We start from the raw sequence: 13407 nt of genomic DNA on the forward strand, positions 1-13407 counted from the left end.
TGCACCTCATTTGCTCGTTTCGGCCGCTTCGGCTGAATTCAGGTGCATTAATGCACCTCATTTGCTCGTTTCGGCCGCTTGCGCCGAATTCAGGTGCACTATTGCACCTCATTGGATCGTTTCGGCTGCTTGCGCCGAATTCAGGTGCACTAATGCACCTCATTCGATCGTTTCGGCTGCTTGCGCCGAATTCAGGTGCACTATTGCACCTCATTTGCTCGTTTCGGCTGCTTGCGCCGAATTCGGGTGCACTATTGCACCTCATCAGCCTACCTCTTCCCATCCGCCTGCCTCGCTCGCTGAGGGATTTATACACTTGATTTCCTCGCTCAGCCTACTTCCAGCTATAATCAGAGGGATTTATACACTTGATTTCCTCATTCTGCCTACTTCCAGCAAGATTAGAGGGATTTATCCCACTAATCTCATCATATCCAGCCACGCTTCCGGCCTACGGTGATCAGGGAGGAAGGCGGGAGGCCGTCTTACCTTCCGCGACCACCAAAAAAGGCTATCCCCGTCACTGCTGACAGCGGGATAGCCCAATCACTTTGTTACTTAACACCATTCTCACCCTTGCTCATCTAGCCAAATCACACTCATCTGTCTCTCATTCTAGCACAACTAGCTCAATCTAACTCATCTCTGTCTCACTCTAGCTCATCTAGGCTCACCCTAACCACATCAACCTCGTTCCAGTTCACCCTCAGCCTCGTCCAGCCTAACTACGCTCCAGATCTGGCTCAACATCCGGCGAACTGCAACAACCCTTCCGGTAACCGCCCGGAAGCTTCCACTTAGACCAGCTTCACCAGGCTGTAGTTCTTCTTGCCTTTGCGGACGATGATGAACTTGCCGCCGATGGCGTCTTCGGCCGTAATCTCCGTCTCCAGCTCATTCACGCGCTCCCCGTTAATCGAGATTGCCCCCTTAGTAATATCCTCACGCGCCTGGCGTTTGGATGGCTCCACTCCCAGGTCCACTAGCCAGTCTACAATGTTTTTGGTCTCCTTGCCCGCTGTGAAGGTCGGCATTTCCTTGAAGCCTTCCTCGATTTCGTCCGCAGTCAGGGAGCGGATATCGCCGCTGAACAGTGCCGCGCTGATACGTTTGGCCTGCTCCAGCAGCTCCTCGCTGTGCACGAAGCGGGTCATTTCCTCGGCCAGCGCTTTTTGCGCTTCGCGTTTATGCGGCTCGGTGGCTACCTTCTCCTCAAGCGCCTCAATCTCTTCCTTGCTCAGGAAGGTGAAGTACTTCAGGTATTTAACCACATCACGGTCATCGGTGTTCGCCCAGAACTGGTAGAACTCGTAAGGGGTAGTCTGCTTCGGATCGAGCCAGATGGCGCCGCCGGCGGTTTTACCGAACTTGGTGCCGTCAGCCTTCAGCATAAGCGGGATGGTCAGGCCGAAGGCTTTGGCTTCGTTGCCTTCTTTTTTACGGATCAGATCGAGGCCGCTCGTAATATTCCCCCATTGGTCCGAGCCGCCGATCTGGAGCTGCACATCCTCGTTCTGGTACAGATGCAGGTAGTCAATGGACTGCAGAATCTGGTAAGCGAACTCCGTGAACGAGATTCCGCTGTCCAGACGGCTGGCGACTACATCCTTGGCGAGCATCGTGTTGATGCTGAAGTTTTTGCCGAAATCACGCAGGAAATCAATGACGTTCATATCCTTGGTCCAGTCGTAGTTGTTCACCATCCGCACCTGATTGTCGCCATCAGTAATGAACAGCTTCTTCATCTGGGCACTCAGCGCCTCCACATTCTCCTGCACTTGCTCCATCGTCTGCAAAGAGCGCTCACTCTGGCGTCCGCTCGGATCGCCGATCGTTCCCGTAGCTCCCCCGATCAGAATCACCGGACGGTGACCGGCCAGCTGGAAGCGCCGCAGCATCATGAATGGAATCAGGTGGCCGATATGCATACTGTTGCCCGTCGGGTCCACGCCGCAATACAGCGATACCGCCTTACTCTCCGTCAATTCACGCAGTCCGTCCGCATCTGTCTGCTGGTTAATGGCATCGCGCCACAATAGCTCGTCGATAATGTTCAACATGTACAGCCCCTTTTGTGTAAATGATTGTTCTATATCCCTTGGTATCCGTCAAAAAAACAGCAGCCATACCGCAGCAGCCTCTGAAGTTTATGCCCGCCACGCACCCAGCCAGCAAATCCGCACAGACAACAAAAAATCGCCCCTTGTCTATTCAGACACAGGGACGATTATCATTAACCGTGTTACCACCCAAATTGCACAGACCTGGTGCTGCACGCAGGTCCATACCACTCTCAGGCGAGTTATCGTTCGCTTAGCTCCGCTTGGCATTACCCAAGATACTCCCGAGGCGTAATTCGCAGTCCGCTTGTGTGTACCGGGTTCCATCGACCCCCGGCTCTCTGGGAACAGGGACAAGGCTGCTACTGGCTCGTTCAACGTATACCAACTATAAGATTACAGAAAGTATAGCCGCTCCGCAAAAGGTTGTCAATGCAGAGCACCACCGCAAGTAAACCGCCTGCTCCGGCAGCGAGAAAAATGTTACATGCACCTGAATCCGTGATACATTAGGTAGAGGAAACAACCGTTCTTCAAAGCACATTACATTATCTTAAGATAAAGGAGAGTCAGCAGCTTATGAAGAGTATCGCAGTGTTCTGCGGTTCCAGTGAAGGGGCTTCGCCCGTATACAAGGAATCCGCTATTCTACTCGGCAAGGAGCTTGCCGCACGTAACATTACGCTGATCTATGGCGGAGCTACTGTAGGCTTGATGGGCGCTATTGCAGATAGCGTGATGCAGGCGGGAGGCCGCGTGATCGGGGTGCTGCCGCATTTTCTGAAGCAAAGGGAAATCGAGCACACCCGTCTCACAGAGCTGATCATGGTGGACTCTATGCATGAACGGAAGCTTAAGATGTCTGAGCTGGCGGACGGATTCATTGCTATGCCGGGCGGCCCGGGCACGATGGAGGAGTATTTCGAGATCTTCACCTGGGCGCAGCTCGGCCTGCATCAGAAGCCCTGCGGACTGCTTAATGTGAATCATTATTATGATCCGCTGATTGCCCTGTTCAGCAACATGGCCCGGGAACAATTCATGCAGGAGAAGCATCATTCCATCATGCTGAACGCTGCCACGCCGGAGGGCATTCTGCAGCAGTTCGCAGAGTATACGCCGCCTCCAGTGAAACAATATCTTACAGATGAGCGCACTTGAAAAGTCTCTGCCCTCCTTATCACGCAATATACTATGCGCGAGACTGCAGCTATAGCCTGACCGCTATGTAGCCTGCCTGTTCCTGCCAGAAAGAGGTTATACCTATGTCGTTGTCTGCTTATTCCGGTTATGATGCGCTGGGGCTTGCCGCCCTAGTGAAGGCACGGGAAGTCTCTGCGCGTGAGCTTGTGGAAGCCGCCTATGCCCGGATGGATGAGGTAAATCCGCTGCTGAATGCGGTGATACGTACCCGCCGGGAGGCCGCGCTGAAGGAGGCTGCGGAGATGCCCCTTGATTCCGGGGATACCCCCCGTCCGTTCGCCGGCGTCCCCTTCCTGCTGAAGGATATCTCCCAGGCGATTGGCGGCGAACCGCTGACCTCGGGCGCTCTGCTGATGAAGGACAATGTCGCGAAGCGGGACTCTAACTATGTGGCCCGTATCCGGCGCGGCGGCTTCATTCCGCTGGGCCATACGAATACGCCGGAATTCGGGCTCAAAAATATCACCGAACCCCTCCTCCACGGCCCGGCCCGCAATCCCTGGAACCCCGCCTGTTCACCCGGCGGCTCCAGCGGCGGTGCGGCGGCAGCGGTTGCCGCCGGGATCGTCCCGGCCGCCGGAGCCAGTGACGGCGGCGGCTCCATCCGCATACCGGCCTCGTTCACCGGCCTGTTCGGGCTGAAGCCGACGCGCGGGCGCACGCCGGTCGGCCCGGGGATCGGCCGCCAGTGGCAGGGCGCATCGATTGATTTTGCGCTTACCCGCTCTGTGCGGGACAGCGCCGCGATGCTGGATCTGCTGCAGGTGGTGCAGCCGGAAGCGGCTTTTCAGACGCCGCTGTATCCGGGCGTCTATCTGGACGATCTGCTGAAGCCTGCGCAGCGGAAGCTGCGGATCGCCTTCACCACCGCTTCGCCAGTGGGAACACCGGTATCTGCTGAGGCAGTAGAGGCCGTGCGGAAGACGGTCAAGTGGCTGGAGTCCGAGGGCTATGAGGTAGAAGAGAAGCTGAGCCCGGTCAACGGGGTCCGGCTGATGGACAACTACTATACGATGAACGCAGGAGAAGTATCTGCCATGTTCCTCTCGCTGGAGAGCGCCATGGGTCGTGCAATTAAAGCAGAGGAAGTGGATATTGTCACCTGGGTGCTGGCCGAAGCCGGGAAGCAGGTCTCGGCGGCAGAATTCGTACACAGTCTGCACGAATGGGATGTAGCCGCTGCGCAGATGGCCGCGCTGATGGACCGCTTCGATCTGTATATTACCCCGGCCAATGCAGACTCCGCGCCGAAGGTTGGAGAACTGACCCAGACTGCGGCGGAGACAGAGGAGCTGATGCAGGTCAGCGGGCTGCCGAAGGACGCGCAGCGGCGGATGATCTACGAGATGTTCGAGCCGAGCCTGACCTACACGCCCTTCACCCAGCTCGCCAATCTGACCGGCCAGCCCGCCATGAGCGTGCCGGTGCATCTTACAGCCGAAGGAATGCCGATCGGCGTCCAGGTTATGGCCTCCAAGGGACGCGAAGACCTGCTGCTCCAGCTCGCCGCTTGTCTGGAGCAATCCCCGCTATGGGTGGGGATGAGCGGGAATGCAGGCTTTGCTTGAGGCCTGTTCCGCTTCCCTGAATACTATGCAAAGGGCCGTCCGCAGCGTTACTTCACGCTGCGGACGGCCCTTATGCTGTGATCTCTGCGCGCCTCATCAGCCTTCCTCCAGAAAAGTTGCATTGAACTTCTGCAGCAGCTCCCCGAACAGCTGTCCCTCCTCCTCCGACCAGCCCTTTAGCAGTTGTTCGATCATCTCCTGCCGGACCTGCCGGTTCTCCTCCAGACTCGCTTGGCCCGTCTCCGTAATCTGCAGCGAATAAGCCCGCCCGTCCACAGGGTCCGCTACCCGGGTGATGTACCCCTTACTCTCCAGTGAGGCAGCCTGCCGGCTGACCGTAGAAATATCCAACTGAAACTCATCGGAGATTGCCTTTATCCCGGCAGTTCCTTCACGAGATGCAATGTGATGCAGCAGCAGGTAGGCCGCACGATCCAGATTGCCGATTTTTTTGAACGTGGTAATTGAAGTGAGCCGGCGGAACAGAACCGCCATTTCCAGCTCTATTGTCTCAATTGAATGTTTGTCCATGCCGGTTGCCCCTCTTCTCTTTTATCCATTGACTTTACTCTTTCCACTTGTATAATACAAGTATATACTTTCATGATACAACTTATTTCTGCAAAAGCTAATTTTCAGGGGGAACCGGTATGAAAGCCCATGAGTTCATGGTCCGTCAGGTGTACAAGGTTAAGCAGGAGGACACCGTACGGACTTTTATTGAGAAATGTATTGCCCACCGGATCAGCGGTATGCCTGTCGTGAATGACCGGAATGAGATTGTCGCCTACCTCAGCGACGGGGATATCATGCGCTACATCGGCAGACATGAGGATCTGATTGTGGATTCTTTTTTCCAGATTAATGTGTTCGTCGGGGATAATGATCTGTTCGAGGAACGGGCGCAGAAGCTGCTGGGTCTGAACGTAATGGCTATCGCCAAGAAGAAGGTCATCACTGTGCATGCCGAAGAAGATATTGAAGCCATCGCCACCATCCTCGGCAAAAAGCAAATCAAAAAGGTTCCCGTTGAACGGAACCATGTGCTGGTCGGCATCATCAGCCGCGGCGATGTGATCCGCCATTCCTTCAAGGCGCTGCTCTAGGATGAACAATCCCCTCCACTAACGCCTGCTTATCCTCATATGCTGCCTGACCGTCCTGCGTCTTTCCCCGGCAGCGGCTACAAGTTCGAAATGGCACTTACGCTCTGCTTGTGATAGTTGCGGCACCCTGCTTTTTATGTCATTGTTGAAGCAGATGTAGTCCATTCGTCAGGTATAGTCTTTTCATAAGGAGAGAACCATCTTTGCTGCCTATTCATGAAGTCATCGCCAATCCCAAAGCCAGAGAGATCTATTTCACGGTCAGAAAACATGGTACCGTCTCCAAGCAGACCCTGCTGGACGAAAGCGGACTGACCATAAGCACATTAACACGCATCCTGGATGAACTGTTGTCCCAGGAGCTTCTGGTTGAGGTCGGCTTCGGCGAATCCACCGGAGGACGCCGCCCTACCCTCTATGAGACGAATCCATCTTACGCTTATCTGCTCGGACTGGAGATCTCCCGGACCCATGCCAAGCTTGTGCTGACGGACTTTCATCTGCGCTTGCTGGGCGAGCATACCTGGAGCATGGATGCAGGGCTTACCCCCGAGCTTCTAATGGAGTCGCTCCACAGACAAGGCTTACAGATGCTTGACGCAGCCTCTGTCCAGCTTAGCCGGGTCGCCGGTCTGGGCATCGGCGCGGTTGGTCCGCTGGACCGCACAGCCGGAGTTATCCTGAATCCGGCCCGTTTTCCTGCTGAGGGCTGGTCACAAGTACATATCAAGGAACAGCTGGAGCAGCGCCTGGGGGTGCCTGTCTATCTGGATAATGGAGCCAATACGGCACTGCTCGGCGAATACTGGGCCGGCAGCAACCGGATGCAGCAGCACCTTCTCTATCTCCATGCCGGAATCGGCCTGCGCTCCGCTATTATGAACGATGGGCGGCTGCTCTACGGCATAACCGATACCGAGGGAGCGGTCGGGCAGATGATCATTGACCGCGCGGGAGTGCCGCCGCAGATTCCCGGCGGCAACGCCGGGGCCTGGGAGAGCTATGTGTCGGTCCGGACGCTGGAGGGGCAGGCCCGCGAGGCCTGGCGGCTGGACAGCAGCACAAGCCTCCGTGCTCTGGCAGAGCATGAGGAGGCTTTAGAATTCGTCCATCTGCTGGAAGCGCTCAAGGAGCGCGATCCGGTGATGGTCCGGTTATTCGATGAGATGGCGGTAGCCTGCGGCATCGGGCTGGCGAATCTGATCAATATTCTCCACCCGGAGGAGGTTATCCTCGGCGGCCCGCTGTTCCTCGCCGCAGATTTCTATGAGACGGCCACACGGATCGCTCTGGAGCGGACCTACTACCGCGGACAATACAACGTCCGCTTCACCCGGAGCAGCCTGGGCGAGCGTGCAGTTGCAGCAGGAGCATGTGCGCTGGTGCTGCACCAGTTGACAAGCTGACGGTGCCCGGAGCGCCCGCTTCCGGCCGAATCAGGTGTATTTATACACCTCGTCCCGCTTGCGGTGCTGGTTGGGCTCCGGCATTGTTGCACCTTTTGCAGGATTTTCGGCGAACCGGTGCTAATTTGAGCTGTGTTGTTGCAGTATGTGCAGGATTTCCGCACTGGTGACTCCTATTGAGGTAGCGAGCTTCCAATCTTATTTATTCCCCTGGCTCCAGACAGAGCCGGAGCAGATCATCCACATGGGCCGTTGCCAGACACTCCACCGTATCGGCTGCACCGTAATAGATTTTGACTTCGCCCGAGTCCTCCAGGATCATCCCGCCGGGAAAAATCACATCGTTGCGGAAGCCGCCTGCCGTTTCATACACCGCTTCGGGCACCAGCAGCGGTGCTGCCGCCCGGCCAATAATCCGGCTGGGATCTTCGAGGTCCAGCAACATAATACCGGCGGTGTAGCGTTTCTTCCAGGTGTCCTCCCAGCCGTTCTTGCCCCGGGCAGGGTCGAGATCCACCGCATGGAAGGTGGTCAGCCAGCCCTTGTCCGTCTTCACCGGAGGGGCACCGGGACCTACCTTGTCATTGGCATAAGCCACTTGCTCAACGGCCAGCAGCAGCTTATGGTTCCCCCAGTACTTCAGATCAGGGGAATCGCTCATCCACATATCGAAGCGGTCGCGGCCGCCCCGGCTGTACACCGGAAGCGGGCGCTCCAGCCTTACATACTTGCCTCCGATCATCTCCGGGAAGAGCACCATATTGCGGTTATCCGGCAGCGACAGGCTTAGCACTTCAAACGAACGGAAATCGTCAGTGACAGCGATCCCGCCGCGCAGCCCGTGACGCGTATCGACTGCGAAGCACATATAACAGCGGTCTCCGACGACACTCAGGCGCGGGTCATACACCCGGACCACCTCTTCATCATGCCAGGACCAGCAGGGCTCCGGCTGTACCTCCCAGCTTACGCCGTCATCGCTGAAGGCCAGGCCCAGATTGGTCGTATGATGAGGAGCCACGATTCCCTTGCTCTCATCGCCATAATCATTGCGGAACACCATGACATATCTGCCCTTGAATTTTGTCACCCCGGCGTTGAATACCATGGCCGGTCCATAGGGTACATCAGAAGGCTTCAGAATCGGGTTAAGCGGATGCCGGACCATTACCGGACTTGAAGTCAGCGTGCCTGTTGTCAGATCGTTCATTGTGCAGATTCCCCTCTGTAAGTTAATAGATGAAAGCGCAACCAGTGACTTTGCATCCCTATTATGCATCATATTGCATGGTTAATCTATAGAATGTTCACATGAAATCTTCCATTTTCAGCTAGTAGCGCATCAGAGCTGATATTGTGAATATGACCATTACCAGACCTTATCGAGCCAGCGTCTCATTCGCACAGCAGTCATTCGGATGCTGTAGGCGCTGGAACGATAGTAACTGCATTTTGTACAATGGAATACTGTAAAAAAGGCTTCGAAATAGAATCTATTGTATTCTGTACAATTGAATGTTGAACAAAGGCCATTTTTCACCCAAAACACAACATTCTACTGTATGAAATACAATAGAATCTCATTTTACGGTCTGTAATCCATTTTCCATTGCAGGAAATACAATCAGATACTTAAATGTAAGAGTAAAAGTCGGCAACGGGTGCAGGTTCAGCCTAATACTAGCTCGATGTTCATACTCAGACTTTAACACCTCTGAGGTTCATTCTTACAGTTCTAAATCCGATGCTCTACTAGTGCAGCATTTCGCCCCGGAGCGCAGCCGCCAGCCTGCCACTGAAGCGGCTGCCCAGCAGCTCATAGCCTTCGGGGCCGGGGTGCAGGCCGTCGGTCAGCAGCTCTCCGTCCGCCGGACCGAACCACTCCAGACCATCCAGGTAATGCAGATGGCGGTCTCCCCGCGCCCGCAGCAGTTCCACCGTATCAGCGATCTCCCGGCGCATTAGCGGCAGGGTGAAGCCGAGCGGGTTCTCCTCTGTCTCACGCTCCGTTCCGTAGATCGGCGAGATGATCACCAGCGGTGTCTCTGCATGCTTCTCCCGGATGGTCTCCAGCAGACCGATCAGCAGCGGCTTGAACATCCGCGGGCTGGAAGACGCTGCGCCATAGATGTTCACGCCGACGCATAAGGTAATCAGGTCAGCCGGCAGATCCCGAATTAGCCGGCCTATCATCGGCTCCATCAGGCAGTTGCCGGAAAAGCCGAGATTGGTCAAGTGATAGCCGATCTCCCCGGCGGCGATCACCGGCCAGGTGCGCGACGGGCTCCGCGCCGCCACACACTGGGTAATCGAGCTTCCATACGTCACCCAGCGGGGACGCGTGTCCGCCAGCGGTTCGGCAGCAGCGTCAGCATCAATGGCAAGACCGCTGAGCGTCATACCGGTGTTCTGCGGCAGATAGATTTCCAGTTCCTTCACACCAGGGGCAAGCCCGGTGAAGCGGGCCTCCGCTGCCCCCGCAGCAAGCCGGAGCGTCTGTACCAGCCGGCCGTCAGCCACACAATCCAGCGAAGTGTCCTCCGCAAGCGGCTCAAACCATAGGAGGAGGGTCTCCGAGCCGGATGCCAGCCGCAGCCGGATGCCGGAGCAGATCTCCGCCTTGCCGCCGATTCCCTCCGGCGGATACAGATCATAGTCCCGGAAGGGAATCCGCCAAGGCTTGATTCCCTCCTGCCGGTGCTCCAGTGAGACCGCCCCGTGAAACCACGCCTCTTGCAAAAGAAGGTGCTTCACGCTCTTTACGTCCTTCATTCCGCCTGTCCCGCTTCCCTATCCCGCTCCGCCGCCCCGGAAGCGAAATTCTCCCCGAGCCACACATCCTGCTCCAGCAGGCGCTGCTGAAGCTCAGGAACCGAAATGCTGCGGGAGTCCGTGCCGTCCCGCAGCGCAAGCGTTGCTGCCATGCCGCAGGCCTGGCCCATCGAGAAGCAGTTCGGCATTACCCGAAGCGAGCCTTGCACCGCCCGGTCCGAGGACACCGAACGTCCCGCAACCCAGAGATTGCGGATGCCCACCGGAAGCATCACCCGGTAAGGCACCCCGTGGGAGACGCCCGGCGGCAGATGATTAAAGGTCATATCACTTTTGCTGGTCGCCAGATGAATATCAATGTAATACGCATTGCGGGCGATATCGTCCGGAAAAGAACGCGCTGCCACAAAGTCGTCCACAGTCAGCGTATAATCTCCCTGGATGCGCCGCGTCTCCCGGATACCAAGCTGCTCTCCGCTTGCTACCAGATGCGCCTGCTCGAAGCCGGGCACATACTTCCGGAAGAATTCAAGCTGCCGCAGCACCGTCCGGCGGCCTTCAATGGCTCCGCGCGTCAGGTCCTCGGCCTTCGTTCCGTCTACCCCGAACACATGGCCGAAGTTCACGCCGACCAGCTGATCGCTCACCCAGGCCAGGCCGGAGATCGATTTGCGGCCTTCCGGCAGCGCCCCTTCCAGAATGGCCTGCTCCACGGTCCGGTGCAATTGACTTGTATCTCCCGTCTCCGCCAGGAAGCGGCTGAAGCTGGGACGGTCTACATTCGCCAGCAGATAACACATGCTGCCCGGCTGAAGCTCCCCGTCATCGCCGCCCTTCTGGAACGGCACGCCCGACAGGGCCGCAATGTCGCCGTCGCCGGTGCAGTCGATGATATAACGGCAGCGGATAAATGACCTGCCGGATTTGTTGACAATCATTACGCCCTCTATGGTCTGCCCGTCTGAAGACCGCACCACATCGTAGACAAAGGTGTGGAACAGCGGCGTCACACCACTCTCCAGCACAGCGCTGTCATAGACACGCTTCAACACCTCAGGATCAATCGGCACCCAGTCGAGCTGCTCGCGGTATTCCTCCTGATACTCCGGGTCACAAGCCTGCTTCATCCGCTCCATCAGCTTCAGGCCGAGGCCACGGATAATCGGCTTGACCTTGTCCGTATAGGGACAGAAGGCAGGCACCAGCGCCACGGTGCCCATTCCACCCAGATACCCGCGCTGCTCCACGATCATCGTGCTTGCCCCGCCTTCAGCCGCCGAGATCGCGGCGGCAATCCCTGCCGCCCCGCCGCCGATAACCAGCACATCAACCTCGCTGGAGACAGGCACCTCAGCCTGCGGTACTGTAATATGTCCGTAATTCATCGTTATCCTCCTAAAAGTTTTGATAGCGTAGCTTCACCTGAATCCACCTCGCAAAACTCGCTTCGGAAGCATAGGCTTATCTTAAAGTTTATTACCCCTTCACCGAACCCGCCGTCACCTGAATGAAGGTTTTATTCGCAAGAATATACGCCAGCAGCATCGGCAGGATGGACAGGCAGGCCCCGGCCATCATCAGATGAATCTGCATCGCTGCTGAAGAGCCGTAGCGGAGATTCGCCAGCCCGACTGTCAGCGTCTGCAGCTTCGGATTGGTCATCGTGAAGACCAGCGGCAGAATGTATTCATTCCAGGCATGGCGGAAGGCGAACAATCCGGCCACCCCAAGCCCAGGGGTCAAGAGCGGCAGAATAATACGGAAAAAGGTGCGGATGAAGCCCGAGCCGTCCACCATCGCCGCCTCATCCAGCTCCCGGGGAATCGCCTTGAAGAAGCCCTGCAGCATGAAGAAGGTACTGGAATGGGCACTGACCAGAATCAGAATAACCCCCCACAGCGTGGTATTCAGATTCAGCGCAACCATGAGATCGAACTGCGGGCGCAGGACAATGGCCCCGACTGAAATGAACATCATGGACGCCTGCACTGTGACATAAATCCTTTTCCCCGGAAAATCACGCCGGTCCACCACATAAGCAGCCATCGAGGCCACCAGCAGCGTTCCCACCGTCACCATCACACTCATAAAAGCACTGTTCCAGGTATAGCGGGCGAAATTGGCCTGCTTCCAGGCTTCGGCATAGTTATTAAATTGCAGCTTGGCAGGAAGCAGGGTTCCCCCCGTCATCATCTCGGCCCCGGTCTTCAGCGAGCCGGTCAGCGTCATCAGCAGCGGAAACAGGGTCAGAACCGCCGTTACCAGCAGAAAGATCCACATCACGGTCCGGGTCAATATTCTCCCGGCAGAGCCGGGCGTCCGGTCAGCCGTCTGCGGCCGCCCTGCGGGCTGTTTGGATATCACAGATTCGTTCATTTGGATAAGCCTCCTAATACACCTTGTTCATTTTGCGGCTGAAGAAGAAGTACAGGCCGGTTACCGCTCCGACAATCACAGCGGTGGCGAAGCCCACGGCGCTGCCGTAACCGAGCTGCTGCGTTACCGGTGAACCGGTGGATACAGGGAACAGCAGCTTGTAGAGGTAGAGATACATCACTTCCGTTTTGCCGATCGGTCCGCCTTCGGTGATGACCATGATGCTCTCATAGCCCTTCAGGGAAGCGATAATCGCCAGCATAATGACCATCTGGGCTACCGGAGCCAGCATCGGAAGTGTAATATTCCAGAAGCGTCTTCCGGCGTTCGCTCCGTCGATGGACGCGCTCTCGTACAGGTCCTGCGGAATGCTCTGCAGCCCGGCGAGGAATAGCAGCATATAGTTCCCGACTGCACCCCACACCGCCACAATAATTACCGTCAGCATCGCATGCTTCGGACCAAGCCAGTCTACCGGCTGGGAGACGAGATGCAGCTTCATCAGAACCGTGTTAACCATTCCGTTATAGGAATTGAAGATGTTATAAAAAACAACGGAGATGACCGCGGTACTAATGACCGTCGGCATGAAATATATACCCCGGAGCAGATTAGACCCGCGCAATCTGCCGTTAAGAATAACAGCCAGCAGCAGCGACAGCGGCAGGGTCAGCAGCAGCTTTCCTCCGGCAAAGATGAAGGTGTTGCGGACCGATTCCCAGAACAGGTTATCCCGCAGCAGCCGGCTGAAATTGTCCAGCCCGGTAAACAGCGCCTCGCCGTAACCTGCATAATCATAGAACATATAGCGCAGCATCCAGATGAGAGGATAGATGCCGAGAGTGAGCGTCAGAATGATGCTCGGTGCCAGGAACAGGGAATTCTCCCCAAGCCTTTTCCATTTGTAGATCATAAT

The 13407-nt window shown here is 56.5% G+C and carries 11 protein-coding genes; 4 read left to right on the forward strand and 7 right to left on the reverse strand.

Features of this window, described 5'->3' with window-relative positions; genetic code table 11:
• Positions 1–797: 797 nt before the first annotated feature.
• A complete protein-coding gene (gene tyrS / locus MKX42_RS25755; RefSeq protein ID WP_340757821.1) occupies positions 798–2057 on the reverse strand; it encodes a tyrosine--tRNA ligase in 1260 nt (419 codons plus the stop codon).
• 582 nt (positions 2058–2639) lie between these two features.
• Between tyrS and MKX42_RS25760 the strand changes: the two genes are divergently transcribed.
• Together MKX42_RS25760 and MKX42_RS25765 are read left to right on the forward strand one after the other, a co-directional pair.
• Positions 2640–3221 carry an LOG family protein gene (locus MKX42_RS25760; RefSeq protein ID WP_340755660.1) on the forward strand — a complete coding sequence of 194 codons (582 nt, stop codon included), beginning with the start codon at positions 2640–2642 and terminating at the stop codon, positions 3219–3221.
• Between the two features lie 104 nt (positions 3222–3325).
• On the forward strand, positions 3326–4831 hold the full coding sequence (locus MKX42_RS25765) for an amidase (protein WP_340755662.1): 1506 nt from the start codon (positions 3326–3328) through the stop codon (positions 4829–4831).
• Between the two features lie 96 nt (positions 4832–4927).
• Here the strand turns inward: MKX42_RS25765 and MKX42_RS25770 are convergent, their stop codons facing one another.
• Entirely contained in the window at positions 4928–5362 is a 435-nt protein-coding gene (locus MKX42_RS25770; RefSeq protein WP_340755664.1) for a MarR family winged helix-turn-helix transcriptional regulator, read from the reverse strand.
• Between the two features lie 119 nt (positions 5363–5481).
• On the opposite strand from MKX42_RS25770, the gene MKX42_RS25775 reads away from it, so the two are divergent.
• Together MKX42_RS25775 and MKX42_RS25780 are read left to right on the forward strand one after the other, a co-directional pair.
• On the forward strand, positions 5482–5937 hold the full coding sequence (locus MKX42_RS25775) for a CBS domain-containing protein (RefSeq protein ID WP_036696539.1): 456 nt from the start codon (positions 5482–5484) through the stop codon (positions 5935–5937).
• Positions 5938–6140: 203 nt separating this feature from the next.
• Positions 6141–7343, forward strand: a complete 1203-nt coding sequence (locus MKX42_RS25780; protein WP_340755666.1) for an ROK family protein — start codon at positions 6141–6143, stop codon at positions 7341–7343.
• A 202-nt stretch (positions 7344–7545) separates the two neighbouring features.
• Here MKX42_RS25780 and MKX42_RS25785 read toward each other — a convergent pair whose 3' ends face one another.
• From MKX42_RS25785 to MKX42_RS25805, 5 genes are all read right to left on the reverse strand, one after another.
• The gene (locus MKX42_RS25785; RefSeq protein ID WP_340755667.1) at positions 7546–8553 is read right to left on the reverse strand and encodes a glycoside hydrolase family 130 protein; all 1008 of its coding nucleotides are present in this window, start codon (positions 8551–8553) and stop codon (positions 7546–7548) included.
• A 542-nt stretch (positions 8554–9095) separates the two neighbouring features.
• On the reverse strand, positions 9096–10115 hold the full coding sequence (locus MKX42_RS25790) for an SGNH/GDSL hydrolase family protein (protein ID WP_340755669.1): 1020 nt from the start codon (positions 10113–10115) through the stop codon (positions 9096–9098).
• Positions 10112–11500 carry an FAD-dependent oxidoreductase gene (locus tag MKX42_RS25795; RefSeq protein ID WP_340755671.1) on the reverse strand — a complete coding sequence of 463 codons (1389 nt, stop codon included), beginning with the start codon at positions 11498–11500 and terminating at the stop codon, positions 10112–10114. The genes MKX42_RS25790 and MKX42_RS25795 overlap by 4 nt, the downstream gene beginning before the upstream one ends.
• Positions 11501–11591: 91 nt before the next feature.
• Positions 11592–12491: a carbohydrate ABC transporter permease gene (locus MKX42_RS25800; RefSeq protein WP_340755673.1), complete on the reverse strand. Its 900-nt coding sequence runs from the start codon at positions 12489–12491 to the stop codon at positions 11592–11594.
• A gap of 13 nt (positions 12492–12504) precedes the next feature.
• Positions 12505–13404: a carbohydrate ABC transporter permease gene (locus tag MKX42_RS25805; protein WP_340755675.1), complete on the reverse strand. Its 900-nt coding sequence runs from the start codon at positions 13402–13404 to the stop codon at positions 12505–12507.
• Positions 13405–13407: the final 3 nt, after the last annotated feature.

The sequence above is a fragment of the Paenibacillus sp. FSL R7-0204 genome, assembly GCF_038002225.1.
GTDB lineage: Bacteria > Bacillota > Bacilli > Paenibacillales > Paenibacillaceae > Paenibacillus_AQ.